The organism is Sphingomonas aquatilis (assembly GCF_014196115.1).
Taxonomy (GTDB): Bacteria; Pseudomonadota; Alphaproteobacteria; order Sphingomonadales; family Sphingomonadaceae; genus Sphingomonas; species Sphingomonas aquatilis.
In genome coordinates this window covers 25,371-43,650 of sequence record NZ_JACIDB010000013.1, presented here as the reverse complement: position 1 = coordinate 43,650, position 18,280 = coordinate 25,371, and the positions used below count along the sequence as shown (strand labels likewise).

Here is an 18,280-nt window from a genome sequence, read left to right as displayed (position 1 = left end):
GATGTCGTTCAAGCGCATTATCATGACCGCGAGCGCGCCCTTTGCGCTCGCCGCCTTCGCGTCGCCGGCCGCGGCGCAAGGCATCCCGGTGTTCGATACGACGACCTATCTGCAAGCGCTCCAGACCGCTCGGCAGACCCTAACGATCGTCGACCAGGGCAAGCAGCAGATCCAGCAGGCCCAGCAGGCGTTCGACTCCTTGTCGAAGTTGACGAACGTCAACAACATCGCGCCGCAGCTCGCGAACAGCCAGGTCCGCAACATACTGCCGAATACGACGATCGACGCGCAGACGCTGCTCCGCGGCGACTTCTCGCAGCTCGGCGCGCTCGGAGGCTTGGCCTCGAACATTCAGTCGCGTTACGCTCTTTCGTCGTCGGGGTCGGATGCCGATGCGGCATACGCGGCCGCTCTGAAGAACTCGACGGGCTCCGCCGCCACGACGGCTGCATTGGGTGAAAACACCCTCGCGCTTTCGCAAACCCGGATGCAGGGTCTCGATCAGCTTCGCCAGCAACTGTCGGTTGCGAAGGATCCGAAGGACGTCATGGACCTCCAAGCACGGATCGCGGTCGAGCAAGCGCACCTTCAGAACGACATGCTGAAGATGCAGGCGATCCAGATGGCACAGGCCGGCGAAGGCAACCTCGCGGCTAGCAGCGCCGAGGCTGCCGCCGCCCGTAATGCAGCCGCCTTCTACGGCGCGAACACGATCAGGAAGTGATGATGCGCAAGATCCTACCAATCGGCGCTTTGCTGATCGTCTGCGGGTGCCAGCAGGAGGTGGCGGTTCCGACGGCCAAGGAGCTGATCGATAACCGCCAGTTGCTCACGGAGTGGCAGGCCAAGTGCAACACTGGCGAATACAGCCGTCTTACGGCTGAGCAAAAGGCCCGCTTCTGTTCGACGACCCAAGAGGCAAGCGTCTCGGTCGCCGAAGCAGCGGCAGCGAAGAGCGCGAGTGACTTCTACGACACCAATACCAAGAGGAAGTAGGCACAGCCGACTGCCTCCTGACGCTTTCTAAGGTCTAGCAAAGATGCCCGCCGCCCCAGTCAACATCATGACGCTGTTCACGACGATGTACTCGTATGTTGAAACGGCTATCGCGACGTCTGTTGCATCGTTCGGGTCCGGACTGGTCGCCTTCGTTGCGGCACCTCTTGCGCTTGCAGCGACGATCTACTTCCTGTTGCTGGGCTTTGCGGTCCTAAGGGGCGCTATCCAGGCGCCCCTTAGAGAGCTTGTTTTCCAAGCGGGAAAGGTCGGGTTCGCTCTCGCTGCGGCGAGTGCTGTCGGCTATTCGGCGTTCGTCGTGAACGTTGTCACGAACCTGCCGACCGAGATCATCGCGGCAGGATCGGGTACGCCGGTGACGAACCCCGGCACTACCTTCGACACCTATGTTTCCGATACCAGCAAACTAGCATCGAGGATGAGTGCGGCAAACGCGAAGGTCCAGTTGATGCCGTCGCAAGGGCTGACGGACGTTCGAACCCCGCTCATTCAGCTTCGCTGCTGGGTCATCACTTATCTGTGTATCGGCATTCTATACGTGTTCGCCTTCCTATCGGCGTCGATCGGATTTTGCATCGTCATCTTCGCTAAGCTGTCGGTGGCGATCTGCGTTGCGCTCGCTCCTCTGGCTTTAGCCTGTCTGCTATTCAATTCGTCACGGTGGTTGTTCGATGGTTGGCTGAAGCAAACCGCCAACTTCATCCTCCTGATGGTCGTGATGGCGATCATGACGAAATTCATAACCGGACTTCAAGAAGCGGCGATGGATGGCATAATGGGCTCGGTAGGGGACGGGTCGGGCTTCGTGACCATCGAGGGCACGTATGTCACCCTCACCGCCGACTTGATGCTCGCCGCGACGCTTGCGTGCAGCGCGATCTACATCGTCGGTTCGATCTTCTTCTTCCAATCACCAGCGATCGCCGCCGGCATCGCGGGCGGTGCGTCCTCGGGGGGCCATGGCTTCCTGATGACCGGCGCAAATATGCTGACGAACCGCCTCATGTTCCGCCGGGCCACCCAGGCGAACCGTCCGGCTGCTGCCTCAACAGCAACCGGGGGTTCGGCCCGCCGCGCCTCTTAAGGCGCGGGGCGAGCCCGCATTTTTTGAACCCATCCAATCGCCATCGCGCGCCAGATACGAACGGAGACCACATGACCAGGCTGATCATCGTAGCGTTAGGTGCGCTGGCACTTAGCGGCTGCGCCGGGAGTCACATCAAGCCGGCCGCAGTCTGTGACGGCAAGCACCGTCGTCCGGCCAACCTATACGGCTCGATCCTGCCCAGCCTGCCGGTGCCGCTGCCTGCATCGCAGCAAGGAGCGGGTCAGTCGATGGTTGCACCGCCTTCAGGCGGAACCGGGCCGGCTCCTGTGCCCGCCCCCGCCCCGGACGCGGGTGCAGCAACTCAAGCTCCTATCGGGCCGGGCGCGATGAATAATTCCCGGTCGGCGCCACGCCTATCCCAACGGGATCGCGCGCTCTCCTACTCCTCCTGCTGAAGGGATCGCCGTCATGGGCGCGGTTAAGGCCGAAGATAAAGATAAATACTTCGAGACGTCGAGGACGTGGGAGTACGACCGGATGCGTGCCGCGATCCAGTCGCGCCGCCTCGCTTGGGGTGTTGCAACGGGTGCTTGCGCACTAGCGGTGGTTTCTGTCGGTGCGGTTGCGATGCTCGCCCCGCTCAAGACGGTGCAGCCTTACGTTATCAAGGTCGATCGCTCTTCCGGCGAGACCCAAATCGTGACGGCGCTCAAGGGTCCGCAGCAGCGAACCTATGAGGAAGCGGTGAACCGCTACTTCATCTCGCAGTATGTCCGGCTTCGCGAGGGCTGGCTGAACAATGCCGCTCGCGAGAATGCATACGCCGTCATGCTGATGAGCGAGCAGGCGGAAGGCGCGCGTTACTTGAACGGCGTAGAGTCAAACAACAAGAACGCGCCGTCAAATATCTATGGCGAGCGAGGCTTTGTCTCCATCTCGATCCGGACGATCAGCTTCCTAAGCCCGACCGTGGCACAAGTCCGTTTCACGAAAATCATTACGTTCGGCCAGAACGCACCGGTCGCACAAAACTGGAACGCGATCTTGACCTTCAAATTCACCACGGCGCCGGAAAGCGAGAAGGATCGGAATATCAATCCGCTCGGCTTCCAAGTCGTCAATTATCGCTCGGACCCGGAGGCGTGACATGAGCAATTCATCGAACACCTCGAACGACGCCGAACGGGTGGTCGTCCCCTTCATGCCCAAGCTCCGCAAAAAGCTGGGCGCACGACTGTCTCCGCCGAAGACGGAGCTGGTTGTAACGGATGCCGGTTCGAAAAGCCGGTTCTGGCGCGGCGTTGGCGCAGTGTGGCATCGTCTGATCGCCTTTTCGGTCGTGGGTGCGGCGACGCTGACGATCTACCCGCATCCGGCTTACGCGTCTGATACGCCCCGCCCTGGGGCTAAGGACGCTCGAGTCCGCAACATCAATTATGACCCGGATCAGGTGGTTACGATTGTCGGCAGCTTTCGCCACGCAATCGAGATACAGTTCGGCCCAGGCGAGACGATAACGCAAGCGGCCTTGGGTGACACGGTCTCGTGGCAGATCGCACCTGTCGCCAATATCCTGTTCCTCAAACCTCGCGAGAAGGCGGCCGGAACGAACCTCATCGTCGTGACCAACGCTGGAGGAACGCCGCGTACTTACCACTTCAATCTGTCACTCGCACCGGGTCAGCAGATGTACGGGGTGCGGTTCCACTACCCACGCGAAGAGCGGGCAATGGCGACGTTGCAGGCGCAGGTTGCCCAGGCTCAGGCGGCTAAGGCTATCGAGACGAACATCGCGCAGACGGCGCTCGATCACGCCGTGATCGAGGGCGCGCGGAACATGAAGTACACGGTGCAGGGGGACTCCTCGCTGCAGCCATCAGAAATCTCCGACAACGGCGAGTTCACGGTGCTGCGTTACCCAGGGCACGCCGACATTCCGTCGATCTTCGCGGTTGATGTCGACGGGACCGAGACGATCGTCCCCTACGACGTTCGCGAGGACTTCGTAGTGATCCACGCCGTTTACCGGCAGATCCGCTTGCGGCGCGGCACCTCGGTGCTGTGCATCTACAATGAAGCGCCGATGCGCAACGATCGCGGCGATCGGACGGGCACTGTCTCGAACGTCGTCGAGCGCAAAGTGAAGGGGCAGTAACATGGTCGGCAATGTCATTGACCGGGGCGGCGAGGTTGCTGTCGATACCGTTCCCCCGAGCGAGCAGGACACCCCTGTCGCGCGGAGCGGGGGTTGGGGAAACATCGCCTTTATCGGCGCCGGCATAGGTCTTCTGGGTGCGCTGGGTGGCATCGCGATAGGATACGGAGCGTTCCACCGCACAGCCGTCACGACCACAGCCGCGCAGCCGGCGAAGGCGAGCGAGCGCTCCGTTGAGGACGTGATGAACTCGCCTAATGCGCAGCGTGCAGCCCTTGCGGGTCAGCTCGGCCAAACCGGTGCGCCTGCTACAGACGTTTTCGGCCGCCCGATAGCTGGCGCGCCGGGACAGACGACTGTGGATGCGAACGGCAATACCGTCGTAGCGCCACAGGGCACGGCCGTTGCGTCAAACGGCAATCCAACTCCCGAGCAACGGCGCGCCGAGCAAGCTCGAGCGATGGCCGACGCCGCACGGCGATCGCCCATCATGGCGTTCGGCAGCACGTCTTCTGCCACCGCAGTGGGTGAAGCCCAGCCACAGCAAGGCGGTCAGGAAGTAGCGGAGGCTGGTCAATCTGCCGTTCGACGGCAGGGCGTCGGGGCGAGCGGGTTTGGCGATCCGAACGACGATGCGCCGGCAGCAGCGGGCAAAGGCCCCTCTGATTTCAGCGATCAGCTCGGCCACTCCGCGATTCAAACCGTTCGCGCTACGACAGTAGGGGATCGCAATCTCCTGTTGAGCGCCGGCACGGTTATCCCCTGCACACTGCAGACGGCCATCAACTCGACGCAGGCCGGGTTCGTCTCCTGCGTCATCAATCACGACGTCTATTCTGAGAACGGGCGCATCGTGCTCCTCGACAAGGGCACGAAGGTTCTTGGTCAGTATTCTGGCGGCATCACGCAGGGGCAAGCCCGCTTGTTCGTCGTCTGGACGCGAGCGCTTACCCCGCGGGGCGTGGCGATCGATCTCGGTTCGCCTGCTGCGGATAGTCTCGGCCGCGCCGGTTTGCCGGGAGGTGTGGACACGCAATTTTGGGCGCGGTTCGGTCTTGGGCTGGTGATCTCGGTACTTGAAGACGCATCCAACATCGCGGGGCGGGCGCTGGCGGGTAATGGAAGCAATACCACTCAGGTTCCCAGCACCACTGGCCAGACCGTGCTATCCCAGACGATGCAGATCCGGCCCATCCTGAAGAAGAACCAGGGGGATACCGCCGCTATCTTCGTCGCGAAGGATTTCGATTTCGGCTCCGTCTACGAAGTCGGGCTGAGGCGTTGAGCGTATGGCGTCGAACGTAAGTTCTGCCATCTACGAGCACAACGCAGAGCCGATACAGAGGCATCTCTCCCGGCCGGATGTGACTGAGTTGGTCATCAACCGACCTGGTGTGATCGGCTTGGAAACACGCAATGGTTGGGAGTGGCATGAGGAGCCGGCGTTGGACAACGCCGCCCTCATGACTCTAGCCAAGCTCATCGCTGGTTTGACGAAGCAGGATATCAACTCGGAATATCCGGTCTGTTCGTCTGTTCTCCCGGGTGGTGAACGTGCTCAGGTCGTTGTCCCACCGGCTGTCGAGCAGGGGTTCATCTCGATCACCATCCGCAAAGCGTCGGGGGTGACGATGGACATCGACGACTTCGACCGGGAAGGACTTTTCAGCGAGGTCCGGGCCAAGGGGCTGCATGGCGAGGTTGACGACGAGCTTGAACGGCTGCGCGACGCTGGCGAATGGAAGACCTTCTTTCGGCGAGCGGTAGAGAACCGCAAAAACATTCTGATCTCCGGTGCCACGGGCTCGGGTAAGACCAGTTTTTCAAAAGGTCTTATCAAGCTTATCCCCGAATATGAGCGTATCCTGACGATTGAGGACACGCGCGAATTGGTCGTACCGCATCCGAACCGCGTGCACATGATGTATGCCAAAGACGGCAAGGGACTGCAGAAGGCCGGCGCACAGGAGTTGCTGGAGTCGGCACTGCGTATGCGGCCGGACCGCATCCTCCTTCAGGAGCTGCGCGACGGAACAGCCTTTTATTACCTCCGCAACGTGAACAGCGGGCATCCCGGCTCGATCACGACGATCCACGCAAATACGCCTGAAGGCGCGTTCGAGCAGCTCACGCTGCTAGTGAAGCAGTCGGAGGGCGGCAGCGATCTTGATCGTGACGATGTACGCGCCCTCCTACGATCGCTCGTTGATATCGTTGTTCAGATGCATCGCATCCCGCCCGGCGAAGGTAAGCCGGCGCGGTATCGGATGACTGGAGTTTGGTTCGATCCCGCGAGCAAAGCTCGCGACTGAGAAAGGCACCGAAACGTGAGCGGCAAATGGGTTCGCAGCAGCGAAGGGTCGCAGCCAGGCGCGATCGTCTTCCTCGCAATCATCGGTTTGGCGGTAAGTGCGGCGATTGGGGCGCTCGTGGTTCTTTGGGCCTCTCACCTTCTCAACATCCACACGCCATGGCGCAAGGTGCCGGGCGCGTTGTGGGCGATGAAGGGGTATCCGATCGTCTATAAGCCCTTCCTGATCGGCTTCGGGATCGGGCTGGTGCTGACGGCCATCACAATCGTTTCTACACTCTTCACGCGTCAGAAACTTCATGGCGAGGCACGTTGGGCTCGCATCGGCGAGATCAAGAAGGGTAAGCTTCTCGCGCCAGGTGGCATCGTCCTCGGCAAGTTCGGGAGCAAGGTGATGCGGTTTGGCGGGCCGGAGCATGTCATGCTCGAGGCCCCCACCCGCGCCGGCAAGGGCGTGGGCGTCATCATCCCCAATTTGCTCGATTGGCCGGACTCGCTGGTCGTCCTCGACATCAAACAGGAGAATTACGACAACACCGCCGGCTACCGGATGAGTGCGCTCCGGCAGGAGGTGCTCCTGTTCAACCCGCTCGATCCCAGCGGCCGAACGGTCCGGTGGAATCCGTTGAGCTACATCAACCGGCGCGATCCCGTGGAGGTCATCAACGAGCTCCAGAAGATCGCGGCGATGCTCTACCCCGATCCGCTGACTGGTGATCCCTTCTGGGCAGCCGGAGCACGAACCGCTTTCCTCGGCATCACAGCGTATATTGCTGCGACGGTCGACGACGGCGAGGACGCACTGCCGTTCACCCTCGGCGAGGTCTATCGACAATTCGCTGGCGGGGACGCTCAAAAGCGCTTTCCGAAGATCATTGCGGCCCGGCAGAAGGCGGGCAAGCCGCTGTCCACAGGCTGCGTCTCCGCGATCCTCGACTACACCACCTCGTCTGCAAACACCTTTACCGGGATACGGCAGTCCGTCACGTCGAAGATCAATGGTTGGCTCAACCCCTATGTCGATGCCGCAACATCCGAGAGCGACTTCGACCTGAGCGAGTTCCGCGACAAGCGGATCTCGCTTTATCTAGGCGTGTCGCCCGACGATCTTGACCGCGTTGCGGCGATCTACGGTCTGCTATTTCAGCAATTGATCGATCGGAATGTCCGCGAGTTGCCCAAGGGCGACAAGCACCAGGTAAAGGTCCTGCTGGCACTCGACGAGTTCGCGAGCCTTGGAAAATGCACGGTGTTGGCCAACGCCTTCAGCTATGTCGCGGGCTACGGCTTGCGGATGCTGCCGGCGTTCCAGTCGATGGAACAGATCCAAGGTGTCTACGGAGACAAGGTTGCCGCCGACATCGAGCGCAACTGCGCCGTGCGGCTCGTCCTGCGGCCTGCGGGCCTCGCCGAGGCAAAGAAGATTTCTGACCAGCTCGGTAGCTACACCTTCCGTGCGCGGTCACGCTCGATGGGTACTTGGGGCGGTGGTGGTGGATCAACGTCTGATTCCGACCAGCGCCGGCCGCTCATGCTCCCCCAGGAAGTCGAGCTTCTGCCTGAAAATGACCTGATCGTTTTTCGACGCGGGATGTACGCGACCTATGGAAAGAAGGTCCGTTACTATGCCGAGAAGAAGCTTATCGAGCGTACCAAGATGCCGGCGCCGCAGATGCCTCAGATCCGGCCGGATCCGGCCGTTGCCGCGAACAGCCTGAGGGTGATCGAGGCAACGCAGGCAGAGCCTGCACCTCCCGCGACGGCCGCGGCCGGAGCCGGTAACGGCGCTGTGGCCCCCATTTCAACTCGTTTGAATCAAGCGGCGCTTGAGGCGGCTCTTGCGGTGCCTCCAAAACAGCGCGTGGCGAAGCTGTTCGAGCATGTCGTAATAGTTCGAGACAAGGCCGCGTAACGGCCAGGAAACGTGACGCGTTGCGCTCGCCGATCATCGTCAGCGTTCGCGGTCCCCGCGATCGATCTCACGGATGGGGGGATTGACCGTCGGCGTCGGAGCCGACCGCTGGCGAGACAGCTCCAGGTTGATGCCGTCGGCGATCGCCGTTAGCCGATCTAACGCCGGCGCCCCCGGATCGTGTCGGATGGTGACAGCGCCGGAAGTTACGCCGGCGAGGCGGTCGGTGAGCGCACTCGCTGAGCCATCGCGAACAACCCAGTCTCGCATGTTTGTCGCACGGTCCAATTCGGAGGCCGGCTCGGTCTTCCGAAGGACAGCCAATCGTGTCTCTTCGACCGTGCGCTCCGCCTGGTTGCGCGCGACCGGCGCTACGACTGCGATTTCGCGAGCGACGTCGACGAGCGGGAGGCGACGGTCGACCGGTTGTTGGTCACGGCCGCGCTCAAGCGAACGGCGCACGATCTCGTCGAGGGGGTCGGCGAGCTTATAGCGCTCGACCTGGTTCGCGAGCTTGTATTTCACCTCGTAGTCGCGGCGGTCGACGGCCGCGTTAGCGTCGGCCATGGTGATGCCCGGGTTCCGCAACTGAATCACCGCCATGTCCCTGGCGATATACAGCGCGTCGCGCGATTGGGCGGTGACGTTCGTCGTCCCCCAATCGAGCTGATGACCATTTTCTCTGGCGAGCTGTTCGGTGAAGGTACGCAGCGTGCGACTGTTCCCCTCGCGGAATGGATGGAGGTAGTCGAGACGCGCGTAGGTCTGTGCGACTGCCTCGGACATATCGAGCAGGTCGTAACCGCGGAGTGCCTTTCCACCCTGCAAGGCCTCGAGCGTTGGACCAAGGCTGCGGTCGATTTCAGGTCTCAAGGCATAGGGCACGAGGATGCGATCGGCAGATGCCTCAAGCTCCCGGTTTTTGAAATGACCCGGAGCGTCTGGGCGAAATTCGCCGGGGTGATGCTCGGGAAGATCCTGGAAGATCCGACGATGCACCTCCTGGAGATGGGCTACGTCGAATTGCCCTTGAACCGGATCGCGCTGAAGCTCTCGAACCCGAGCAAAGGTAAGGGCGGCTTCGCGTTGGCTAATCAAGCCGAGCGAACGGTTTCAGATGCAAGGATGGCTGCGGTCAGCTCGTCGCTGCTGAGCTCGCCGGCGACGTATCGGTCGTTGAGTTGCTCGATTTCGTCGGAGAGAATGCCGCCCTCGTAGCGGATGCTTCCCCTCGCGAAATTGACCTCAGCTAGACGACGTGCGCGCTCCCCCTCGCTGATCGCTGGGACAGGTGACGTGAAGGGCGTTGCGACGTTCATCAAGCGATCCTTTCAAGCCATCAGCATACCATAAACTCACGTAGAACGCTAAAATTCCCGTGATCCATTGAAGCAGCAGAGCGGCCGACCGATGGTCGGTGTTGGTCGTGGCGGCGCTAATCGCGTCGCGGATCGAGGGGGGTGCCACCCCCCTCTGGGCAAGGGCTAGACCGTCTCCGCGCAAGCGCTGCGCTTGGCGATCGAGGGGGTTTCCCCAACCTTCCCGACGCTACGCTTTGGTGCAGGCTGGGTGATACCCCTCCCCCTCGATCGGCCCAGATTTGCCCATTCACCCCCCGCTCTCGGCGAGGGCCAGAAGTCGATGTGCGCATCGCCTTCGGCTCTATTCGAGAAAGAAAACACTATGGAAACAGCTCGCTGCCCTTCGGGACTTCCCGGTCATGGGTACTCAATGCAGGCGGCTGCACTTGCTAGTGCGCTTGTGGAGCGGGAACACGCCCAGATTTATCGAAGCCGCATCCGAGATTGGCTCGATCAATTTGAAGACCCGCAAAGCCTCCCCTTTGAGCCTATGGATGCTGGTCGAGTGTTTGCCGAGTTCCTAACAAACTTGGTGAGAGTGGGCGCCGGGTTACAAGCCAATGATATTCAATCGATTTATCAAGATCTATAATATTATAAATTATATCTTTAGCTTAGAGCTAATGTAATTGTGGAAAAGTTAGTTCCCCACGTCTTGGCAAAATTACCAGTACTTTGAAATTTGTCTAAACTGCTCAATTGCCTGCTGAGGACCTTCACCCTCTTCAGCATGAACGAGGCAATGGTCGATATGATCGTTGATGAGTGCCCTCTTGGCGCTCGCAATCGCGTTTTCGACCGCTTGGAGCTGTTGCGCGATATCAACGCAGGCACGCTCGCCTTCGATCATGCCGACGATGCTGCGGAGGTGCCCCGCCGCGCGGTTCAGCCGCTTGATAATCGCCGGATGGGTGGCGTGGATGTGGTGAGCCATCCCGCCAATGTAGGATACTTGCCGGGATATTGTCGAGTATCCCCACGGGGGGATAGACTGGAACCCCCTAGGGGGATATGGAGGCGTATGCTCAGCGTCCTCGCCAACCGGACCTACCGCCATCTGTTCCTGGCACAGGTCATCGCCCTGATCGGCACCGGCCTCGCGACGGTCGCGCTCGGCCTGCTCGCCTACGACATCGCGGGCGGTGACGCCGGCGCGGTCCTTGGCACCGCGCTTGCGATCAAGATGGCGGCCTATATCGGCGTCGCGCCGATCGCCGGCGCCTTCGCCAACCGCGTGCCCCGGCGGGCGTTGCTCGTCAGCATGGACGCCGTTCGCGCGGTGGTCGCCATCTGCCTGCCGTTCGTGAATCAGGTGTGGGAGGTCTATGTCCTGATCTTCGTCCTGCAATCGGCATCGGCCGCGTTCACACCGACCTTCCAGGCGACGATCCCCGACGTGCTGCCGGAGGAGCGCGACTACACCCGCGCGCTGTCGCTTTCGCGGCTCGCCTACGACATGGAAAGCCTGACCAGCCCGATCCTCGCGGCCGGGCTGCTGACGCTGGTCAGCTACCATTGGCTGTTCTCCGGCACTGCGGTCGGCTTCGTCGCGTCGGCGCTGTTGGTCGTGTCTACCGTGCTGCCGAAGGCCAAGCCCGTCGAGGACCAAGGCGGCATCTACGATAAGACGACGCGGGGCATTCGCATCTACCTCAAGACGCCGCGCCTGCGCGGCCTGCTCGCGCTGACCCTCAGCGCCGCGGCGGCGAGCGCTATGGTCATCGTCAACACCGTCGTCATCGTGAAGGGGATGGGGCTCAGCCAGCGCGACGTCGCATTTACGCTCGCCGCCTTCGGAGGCGGCTCGATTACCGCGGCGCTGACCTTGCCGCGCGTCCTCGACCGGGTGGCCGACCGCACCGTGATGATGATCGGCGCGGCGATCCTCACCATCGCGCTCGCGGTCCTCGCCGGTGTCTCCGCCTCGATGACGCCCGGGCCAGCCTATTGGCACGCCATCCTCGCCGGATGGCTGGTGATGGGTATCGCCTATTCCTCGAACGTCACCCCCTCGGGGCGACTGCTGCGTCGCTCGGCGAATGCGGATGACCGGCCCGCGCTATTTGCGGCGCAGTTCGCCTTGAGCCACGTCTGCTGGCTGATCTGCTACCCGCTGGTCGGGCAGCTTGGCGCGCGCGTCTCGATGACCGCCGCCTTCACCGGCATGGCGATCCTCTCCGCGATCGGCGTCGTGTTGGCGCTTCTGCTATGGCCGGCGTCCGATCCGGACGTGATCGTCCACGAGCATGGCGACCTCGCCGCGGACGATCCTCATCATCTTGCCCACGCGGCGGGCGAACACGCTTACGTCATTGATCGCAAGCATCCTGAGTGGCCGAAGCAAGAGCCCAAATCGTGAAATGCTTGTCGCGGTCGGGTGCCTCGCTTACCGACAGGACTATGGTGATCCGTCGATCCCGATCAGCGATGTTCGGCGCCGTTCTGGCGTTCCTAGCTCTGTTCGGGCTCTTCGCGGTGTCCGGGTGGCACAATGCGATGGTTCACGACGACGATCCCATCCATGCCGTTTCGATCGAACACAGTCACGGATCGTCGTCACAGACCGATCCCGATGCGCCTGTCCACGTCCTCGCCCATGCGACGGGCCAGTGGATCGGGTTCGCCGATCCGTTCATGCCGGTTGCGCCGCTGTTTGCGGATCAGCGGGTGTGGGTGGTCGACGTGGCACCCTGGCTGCATGGGATCGCGCCTGCCGAACTGCTGAGACCTCCGCGCGGCTGAGCCCCACCGGCGCCGCGTCCGGCGTCGATCGGCTTATCCCCCGGAGGAACAGATATCATGAACGGTAAGTCTCGCCGGCAGCGCGCCTATGCGCTGGCCGGCACGCTCGCGGCGCTGTTGCCCGCGGGCGCGGCATGGTCGCAGACCGCGCCGTCCTTCGCGCAACTCTATGACCAGACGCGAAGCACGCCCCGCACGCTCGCGCTCGACGCCGACGTGGCACGAGCCCGGGGGCTGGCCGAGCAGGCGCGCGCGCGTCCCAATCCATCGGTCAACGTCTATGCCGAGAACTTCGCCGGCGACCTGACCCGCAATGCTCGCAACCAGGAGCAGATCACCGGCCAGCTCGACATCCCGATCGAGCTGGGTGGCAAGCGTTCGGCACGTATCTCGGCCGGGGAGGCCGGGATCGTCGCGGCGCAGGCGCGGAACCGCGACGGCCGGCTTCTCTACGCGACCGAGTTGGCGCGTGCCTATGCCGGTGCCGAGATCGCGAGCCGTCGCATCGAGCTTGCCGAGGACGAGGTGGAGGAAGCCACCGCTGACCTCAAGGCGGCGCGCGCGTTGGTGGGGGCCGGCAAGGAAGCCCGGCTGCGCCAAGTCCAAGCCGAGACCGAGTTGAACACGCTCGAAGCGGACCTCGAAACCACCCGCGCGCAGAAGGTCGCGGCGCTCGCCCGCCTGTCGGCGCTGGCGGGTTCGCCAGTGCCCTATACCGGTGTGTCGGAATCGCTGCTCGACCGGATGAACGCCAGGCCCGCGTCGGGGCCGATCGATCCGATGCAGGCGACGATGGTCAAGGTCGCCGAAGCGGAGCGCGAAGCGGCTGCGCGACAGGTGACGGTCCAGCAGCGTCTCGCCATCCCCAACTTGACCGCGCAGATCGGCGTCCGCCAACTCCGCGTCGCCAGCGGGCCGGCGATCGTCGCCGGGATCGGCATCCCGCTTCCCCTGTTCGACCGCAACCGTGGTAACATCGCCGCTGCCCAGGCCGAACTGCAAGGGGCACAGGCACGTGAAGCAGCGGCCCGTCTCGACGCCGAAGCAGGCAGCCGGGCGGCACTGGCGCTTGTGGAGGCCGCCGATCGCAAGGCGGAAGCGGCGCAGCGCACGATGGCGACTGCCGAGGAAGGTTATCGCCTTGCGCGCATCGCCTACCAGGCCGGCAAGTCACCGCTGATCGAACTGCTCGCTGCCCGCCACAATCTCGGCGTTGCCCGGGGCGTCATCCTCGATGCCGCCATCGCTCGCCTCGACGCTCGCGCCAATCTCGCCCGTCTGCAGGGCCTCACCATCACCGGAGAAGCGGTCCAATGACCGACAGGAATCGTCTTTATACCGGGGCCGCGATCGGCCTCGTCGCCGCGGCCGGGATTGGCTTCGGTGCCGCCCGCCTCACCCAGGCTCCCACTCCCGCGCCCACGCCGACGCAGACCGCCGCGCCCAAGGCGCCGTCTGATGCGCTCGCGATCAGCCCCCAGGCCATCGCCACGTCGCAGATCACCGTCGCACCGGCCGCGAGTGGCGAGCTGGACGCCGCGGTCCTCGCATCCGCGACCGTCGAGGCCACGCCCGACGCCGAGGCGGTTTTGACCGCGCGCGCGCCCGGCACGGTCAGCCGCATCATGGTGCGGATCGGCGATCCGGTCCGCACCGGGCAGACGCTCGCGCTCGTCGAGAGCCGTGACGCCTCGCAGATCGCGGCCGATCGCTCGTCCGCGTCAGCCCGAGTGACGCTCGCCGCCAAGCAGCTCGCGCGCGAGCGCAGCCTGCTCAACCAGGGCGTCAGCCCCCGTGCCGACTTCGAGTCCGCGCAGGCGAACCTCGCCGTCGCGCAGGCCGACGCCCGCCGCGCCAGTGCCGCCGCGGGCGCAGCGCGCGTGTCGGGCGATGGCCGATCGGTCGCAATCGTCAGCCCGGTATCGGGGCGCGTGACCAGCGAGGCCGCCAATCTCGGCCAGTATGTCGCGGCCGAGACTGAGCTGTTCCGCGTCGCCGATCCGCGCCGGCTCCAGATCACCGCCAATGTGCCCCCGGCCGATGCCTCGCGAATCCGGGAGGGCGACCGGGTGGAGCTGACCACCAATGACGGTCGCACCGTCGAGGGCCGGGTGCGCTCGGCGACCGGCGTGGTCGATCCGCAGTCACGGACCGCCACCGTCGTCATCACCCCCACCGCCGGCACCAGCACGGTCGCTCCGGGCCAGCTCGTCCAGGCGCGTATCCTCGCCAGTGGCGGCGCCGCCAAGCAGGGTGTCATGGTCCCGCAGGACGCGGTGCAGACGCTCGGCGACCGCACCGTAGTGTTCGTCCGCACCGCGCAGGGTTTTAAGGCCCGCACGATCCGCATCGGCAGTCGTTCGGGCGGTATGGTCGCGATCAGCGATGGCCTTGCCGCCGGCACACCGATCGCGACCACCAACGCCTTCCTCCTCAAAGCCGAACTCGAGAAGAACGAGGGAGGCGACGAATGATCGAGCGCATACTTGGCCTATCGGTCCGCTTCCGCTGGCTGGTCGCCGCCCTCGTCCTCGTCGTCGTCGGCTTCGGCGCGTGGCAGATCACCAAGCTGCCGATCGACGCCGTGCCCGACATCACCAACCGCCAGGTTCAGGTCAGCACGTTCGCACCGACGCTCGGCCCGGTCGATATCGAGAAGCAGGTCACTTTCCCGGTCGAAAACGCCCTGGCGGGCATCCCCGGGCTCAAGATGACCCGCTCGTTTTCGCGCAACGGCTTCAGTCAGGTGACGGCGGTGTTCACCGAGGCGACCGACATCTACTTTGCGCGCCAGCAGGTGATCGAGCGGCTTGCCCAGGCCAAGGACAGCCTGCCCGCCAACGTGCAACCCAACCTGTCGCCGCTGTCGACGGGGCTCGGCGAAATCTTCTTCTACTCTGTCGCCTTCCGTCACCCGGACGGTAAGGGCGGCGCCGACCATGTCGACGGCAAGCCCGGCTGGCAGTCGGACGGTAGCTATCTCACTCCCGAGGGTGAGCGCCTGACCACCGAACTGGCCAAGGCCGCCTATCTCCGAACGGTCCAGGACTGGATCATCCGGCCGCAGATGCGGACGGTCGAGGGTGTCGCCGGCGTCGACTCCAACGGCGGCTACATCAAGCAGTATCTGATTGAACCCAACCTCAACGCGCTCGCATCCTACGGCATCTCGATCACCGAGCTGGCGAACGCGATGGAGCGCGCCAACCTGTCGGCCGGCTCGAACTATATCCGGCGCGCCGGCGAGAGCTTTCTGGTCCGCGCCGACGCTCGCCTGAAGTCGATCGACGACATTCAGGAAGCCGTCGTCGCGACCCGCAACGGTGTGCCCGTGCGAGTGAAGGACGTCGGCCAGGTCGTGATCGGCGGTGCCGTTCGTACCGGCTCCGGGAGCCGCATGGGATCGGAAGCGGTCATCTCGACCGTGCTGATGCGCGTCGGTGAGAACAGCCGCATCGTCGCCACGACGGTCGCCGACAAGCTGACCCAGATCAACAAGGGGCTCCCGCCCGACGTGTTCGCCGAGCCGGTCTACAACCGCTCCAAACTCGTCAACGCGACGATCGAGACGGTCAAGAAGAACCTCAGCGAAGGTGCGCTGCTCGTCATCGTCGTGCTGTTCCTGCTGCTCGGCAACATCCGGGCGGCGCTCATCACCGCGGCCGTGATTCCGATCACGGTGCTGATGATGGCGATGGGGATGAACGGCCTCGGGGTGTCCGGCAATTTGATGAGCCTCGGTGCGCTCGACTTCGGCCTGATCGTCGACGGCGCCGTCATCATCGTCGAGAATGCGCTGCGCCACCTCGCCGAGCGACAACAGGAGGAAGGCCGGTTGTTGACGCTCGACGAGCGTCTGGAGACGACCAAGGCATCGGCTGTCGAGATGATCCGCCCGACCGTGTTTGGGCAGCTCATCATCTTCCTCGTCTTCACCCCGCTGCTCACCTTCCAGGGCGTCGAGGGTAAGACGTTCTCGCCGATGGCGATCACGCTGATGATCGCGCTCGCCTCCGCGTTCGTGCTGTCGCTGACCTTCGTGCCGGCGATGATCGCGATCGTCATCAAGGGGCGGGTCAGCGAGACGGAGGTCAAGCCCGTCCGCTGGTTCAAGGAGCGCTACGGGCCGATCCTGACGAAGGCCATCGCCCGGCCGCTGCCCTTCATCCTGGGCGGCGTCGGCGTGTTCGCCGCGGCGGTGTTCTGCTTCGGCTTCCTCGGCGAGGAGTTCATGCCCCAGCTCGACGAGAAGGACATCACCGTCACCAACTTCCGCATTCCCTCCGCGTCGATCGACCAGTCGACCGAGATGCAGTTGCGGCTCGAGAATGCCTTGAAGACGCTGCCGGAGGTGGCGCTGGTCTTCTCCAAGAACGGCAACGCCGACCTCGGCACCGACCCGATGCCGCCCAACGCATCGGACACCTACGTCATCCCGAAGCCCGAGGACGAATGGCCGGCCGACGTCCACAGCAAGGCCGACATCATCCGACGCATCGAAGAGAAGATGAAGAGCGTCATCGGCAACCGGACCGAGATCCAGCAGCCGATCCAGATGCGCTTCAACGAGCTGATCGCCGGCGTCCGCGCCGACGTCGCGATCAAGCTCTACGGCGACGACCTGACGCAGATGGGCGAGCAGGCGCAGCGGATCGCCGCGGCGGTGAAGGGCATCCCGGGGGCCGGCGACGTCAGCGTCGAACAGACCGCCGGCGCGCCGACCTTCGACGTGCAGGTCGACCGACAGGCCGCGGCGCGGCTCGGCCTGTCGGTCGAGGAGGTGGCGAACACCGTCTCGGCCGCCTTGGGCGGCAAGGAAGCCGGGCTCGTGTTCGAGGGCGATCGGCGGTTCGATATCGTCGTCCGCCTCCCTGACGCGCAACGCGATGACGTCGACGTGCTGGGGGCGATCCCGGTCATGCTGCCCGCGGCCGAGGGGCAGACCGCCCGTTCGGTCCCGCTTCGCGAGGTGGCGCGGTTCAACTTCACCGAGGGGTTGAACCAGATCAGCCGCGAGAACGGCAAGCGCATGGTGACGGTCCAGGTCAACGTCCGCGGACGCGACCTCGGCGGCTTCGTCACCGACGCGCAGGCGAAGATCGCGGCGTTACAGCTCCCTGCCGGCATGTATACCGACTGGGGCGGCACCTTCGAAAGCCTGCAATCGGCGCGCCTCCGCCTGATGATCGTGGTGCCGATCTGCTTCCTGGCGATCTACGCGCTGCTCTACATGGCGCTCGGCGGGTTCATCCCCGCGCTGATCGTGTTCTCGGCGGTGCCGATGGCGCTGGCGGGCGGCGTGTTCGCGCTGCTGCTGCGCGGCATCCCGTTCTCGATCACCGCAGCCGTAGGGTTCATCGCCCTCTCGGGCGTGGCGGTCCTGAACGGCCTCGTGATGATGGAAGCGATCAGCAAGTACCGCGAGGAGGGCGAGGACGAGGACAAGGCCATCGCCGACGGGGCGATGGAGCGGGTCCGCCCCGTGCTGATGACGGCGCTGGTGGCGTCGCTCGGCTTCGTGCCGATGGCGCTAGCCACCGGCACCGGCGCCGAGGTGCAGCGCCCGCTCGCCACCGTCGTCATCGGCGGACTGGTCACGTCGACCATCCTGACGCTGCTCGTCCTGCCGGCGATCACCGCCTGGGTCGCGCGGTTGACCGGACGCATGGCGGAGCGCCGACACCAGATCGCCGCGCCGGTACCGGCGGAATAGGCGCGCGTGGTCGCGGCTTTG

At 63.9% G+C, this 18,280-nt stretch carries 17 protein-coding genes; 14 read left to right on the top strand and 3 right to left on the bottom strand.

Annotated features, from left to right (window positions below; translation table 11 throughout):
* Position 1: 1 nt before the first annotated feature.
* The 8 genes from GGR47_RS17480 to GGR47_RS17445 all read left to right on the top strand — a co-directional run bounded on the left by GGR47_RS17480 (position 2) and on the right by GGR47_RS17445 (position 8,443).
* A complete protein-coding gene (locus GGR47_RS17480; RefSeq protein WP_147036955.1) occupies positions 2-724 on the top strand; it encodes a TrbJ/VirB5 family protein in 723 nt (240 codons plus the stop codon).
* The gene (locus tag GGR47_RS17475; RefSeq protein ID WP_244305220.1) at positions 724-996 is read left to right on the top strand and encodes a hypothetical protein; all 273 of its coding nucleotides are present in this window, start codon (positions 724-726) and stop codon (positions 994-996) included. Before GGR47_RS17480 ends, GGR47_RS17475 begins: the two co-directional genes overlap by 1 nt.
* Positions 997-1,039: 43 nt before the next feature.
* Positions 1,040-2,101 (top strand): TrbL/VirB6 family protein, encoded by a 1,062-nt coding sequence (locus GGR47_RS17470; RefSeq protein ID WP_244305218.1) that lies wholly within the window; start codon positions 1,040-1,042, stop codon positions 2,099-2,101.
* 432 nt (positions 2,102-2,533) lie between these two features.
* Entirely contained in the window at positions 2,534-3,211 is a 678-nt protein-coding gene (locus tag GGR47_RS17465) for a VirB8 family type IV secretion system protein (RefSeq protein ID WP_033967018.1), read from the top strand.
* 1 nt (position 3,212) lies between these two features.
* Positions 3,213-4,220 carry a TrbG/VirB9 family P-type conjugative transfer protein gene (locus GGR47_RS17460; protein ID WP_052192522.1) on the top strand — a complete coding sequence of 336 codons (1,008 nt, stop codon included), beginning with the start codon at positions 3,213-3,215 and terminating at the stop codon, positions 4,218-4,220.
* A 1-nt stretch (position 4,221) separates the two neighbouring features.
* Entirely contained in the window at positions 4,222-5,505 is a 1,284-nt protein-coding gene (virB10, locus tag GGR47_RS17455; protein WP_147035679.1) for a type IV secretion system protein VirB10, read from the top strand.
* A gap of 4 nt (positions 5,506-5,509) precedes the next feature.
* A complete protein-coding gene (gene virB11 / locus GGR47_RS17450) occupies positions 5,510-6,532 on the top strand; it encodes a P-type DNA transfer ATPase VirB11 (protein ID WP_033967017.1) in 1,023 nt (340 codons plus the stop codon).
* Positions 6,533-6,547: 15 nt separating this feature from the next.
* Positions 6,548-8,443, top strand: coding sequence for a type IV secretory system conjugative DNA transfer family protein (locus GGR47_RS17445; RefSeq protein ID WP_147035680.1), 1,896 nt, complete (start codon positions 6,548-6,550; stop codon positions 8,441-8,443).
* A gap of 39 nt (positions 8,444-8,482) precedes the next feature.
* Here GGR47_RS17445 and GGR47_RS17440 read toward each other — a convergent pair whose 3' ends face one another.
* The gene (locus GGR47_RS17440) at positions 8,483-9,541 is read right to left on the bottom strand and encodes a Fic family protein (RefSeq protein ID WP_033967016.1); all 1,059 of its coding nucleotides are present in this window, start codon (positions 9,539-9,541) and stop codon (positions 8,483-8,485) included.
* Entirely contained in the window at positions 9,538-9,762 is a 225-nt protein-coding gene (locus GGR47_RS17435; protein ID WP_033967015.1) for an antitoxin VbhA family protein, read from the bottom strand. Before GGR47_RS17435 ends, GGR47_RS17440 begins: the two co-directional genes overlap by 4 nt.
* Positions 9,763-10,126: 364 nt before the next feature.
* On the opposite strand from GGR47_RS17435, the gene GGR47_RS17430 reads away from it, so the two are divergent.
* Positions 10,127-10,396: a hypothetical protein gene (locus tag GGR47_RS17430; RefSeq protein WP_156143081.1), complete on the top strand. Its 270-nt coding sequence runs from the start codon at positions 10,127-10,129 to the stop codon at positions 10,394-10,396.
* A gap of 72 nt (positions 10,397-10,468) precedes the next feature.
* On the opposite strand, the gene GGR47_RS17425 is transcribed toward GGR47_RS17430, so the two are convergent.
* A complete protein-coding gene (locus GGR47_RS17425) occupies positions 10,469-10,738 on the bottom strand; it encodes a metal-sensing transcriptional repressor (RefSeq protein WP_033967013.1) in 270 nt (89 codons plus the stop codon).
* An 87-nt stretch (positions 10,739-10,825) separates the two neighbouring features.
* On the opposite strand from GGR47_RS17425, the gene GGR47_RS17420 reads away from it, so the two are divergent.
* The 5 genes from GGR47_RS17420 (at position 10,826) to GGR47_RS17400 (ending at position 18,259) form a co-directional block, all read left to right on the top strand.
* Positions 10,826-12,163, top strand: coding sequence for an MFS transporter (locus GGR47_RS17420; RefSeq protein WP_033967011.1), 1,338 nt, complete (start codon positions 10,826-10,828; stop codon positions 12,161-12,163).
* Positions 12,164-12,231: 68 nt separating this feature from the next.
* Positions 12,232-12,546, top strand: coding sequence for a hypothetical protein (locus GGR47_RS17415; RefSeq protein WP_033967010.1), 315 nt, complete (start codon positions 12,232-12,234; stop codon positions 12,544-12,546).
* Between the two features lie 57 nt (positions 12,547-12,603).
* Complete coding sequence (locus GGR47_RS17410) at positions 12,604-13,863, top strand: TolC family protein (RefSeq protein WP_147035682.1); 1,260 nt, start codon at positions 12,604-12,606, stop codon at positions 13,861-13,863.
* Positions 13,860-15,020 (top strand): efflux RND transporter periplasmic adaptor subunit, encoded by a 1,161-nt coding sequence (locus GGR47_RS17405; protein WP_147035683.1) that lies wholly within the window; start codon positions 13,860-13,862, stop codon positions 15,018-15,020. Before GGR47_RS17410 ends, GGR47_RS17405 begins: the two co-directional genes overlap by 4 nt.
* Positions 15,017-18,259 carry an efflux RND transporter permease subunit gene (locus GGR47_RS17400; protein WP_033966706.1) on the top strand — a complete coding sequence of 1,081 codons (3,243 nt, stop codon included), beginning with the start codon at positions 15,017-15,019 and terminating at the stop codon, positions 18,257-18,259. Before GGR47_RS17405 ends, GGR47_RS17400 begins: the two co-directional genes overlap by 4 nt.
* Positions 18,260-18,280 lie beyond the last annotated feature (21 nt).

Excerpts from the sequence above, each read along its gene's own strand:
- GGR47_RS17430 (WP_156143081.1), top strand. The coding sequence starts at position 10,127 with ATGGAAACAGCTCGCTGCCCTTCGGGACTTCCCGGTCATGGGTACTCA.
- GGR47_RS17410 (WP_147035682.1), top strand. The coding sequence starts at position 12,604 with ATGAACGGTAAGTCTCGCCGGCAGCGCGCCTATGCGCTGGCCGGCACG.
- GGR47_RS17420 (WP_033967011.1), top strand. The coding sequence starts at position 10,826 with ATGCTCAGCGTCCTCGCCAACCGGACCTACCGCCATCTGTTCCTGGCA.
- GGR47_RS17470 (WP_244305218.1), top strand. The coding sequence starts at position 1,040 with ATGCCCGCCGCCCCAGTCAACATCATGACGCTGTTCACGACGATGTAC.
- virB11 (WP_033967017.1), top strand. The coding sequence starts at position 5,510 with ATGGCGTCGAACGTAAGTTCTGCCATCTACGAGCACAACGCAGAGCCG.
- GGR47_RS17415 (WP_033967010.1), top strand. The coding sequence starts at position 12,232 with ATGTTCGGCGCCGTTCTGGCGTTCCTAGCTCTGTTCGGGCTCTTCGCG.
- GGR47_RS17460 (WP_052192522.1), top strand. The coding sequence starts at position 3,213 with ATGAGCAATTCATCGAACACCTCGAACGACGCCGAACGGGTGGTCGTC.
- GGR47_RS17480 (WP_147036955.1), top strand. The coding sequence starts at position 2 with ATGTCGTTCAAGCGCATTATCATGACCGCGAGCGCGCCCTTTGCGCTC.
- GGR47_RS17405 (WP_147035683.1), top strand. The coding sequence starts at position 13,860 with ATGACCGACAGGAATCGTCTTTATACCGGGGCCGCGATCGGCCTCGTC.
- GGR47_RS17475 (WP_244305220.1), top strand. The coding sequence starts at position 724 with ATGATGCGCAAGATCCTACCAATCGGCGCTTTGCTGATCGTCTGCGGG.
- GGR47_RS17400 (WP_033966706.1), top strand. The coding sequence starts at position 15,017 with ATGATCGAGCGCATACTTGGCCTATCGGTCCGCTTCCGCTGGCTGGTC.
- GGR47_RS17435 (WP_033967015.1), bottom strand. The coding sequence starts at position 9,762 with ATGAACGTCGCAACGCCCTTCACGTCACCTGTCCCAGCGATCAGCGAG.
- virB10 (WP_147035679.1), top strand. The coding sequence starts at position 4,222 with ATGGTCGGCAATGTCATTGACCGGGGCGGCGAGGTTGCTGTCGATACC.
- GGR47_RS17465 (WP_033967018.1), top strand. The coding sequence starts at position 2,534 with ATGGGCGCGGTTAAGGCCGAAGATAAAGATAAATACTTCGAGACGTCG.
- GGR47_RS17425 (WP_033967013.1), bottom strand. The coding sequence starts at position 10,738 with ATGGCTCACCACATCCACGCCACCCATCCGGCGATTATCAAGCGGCTG.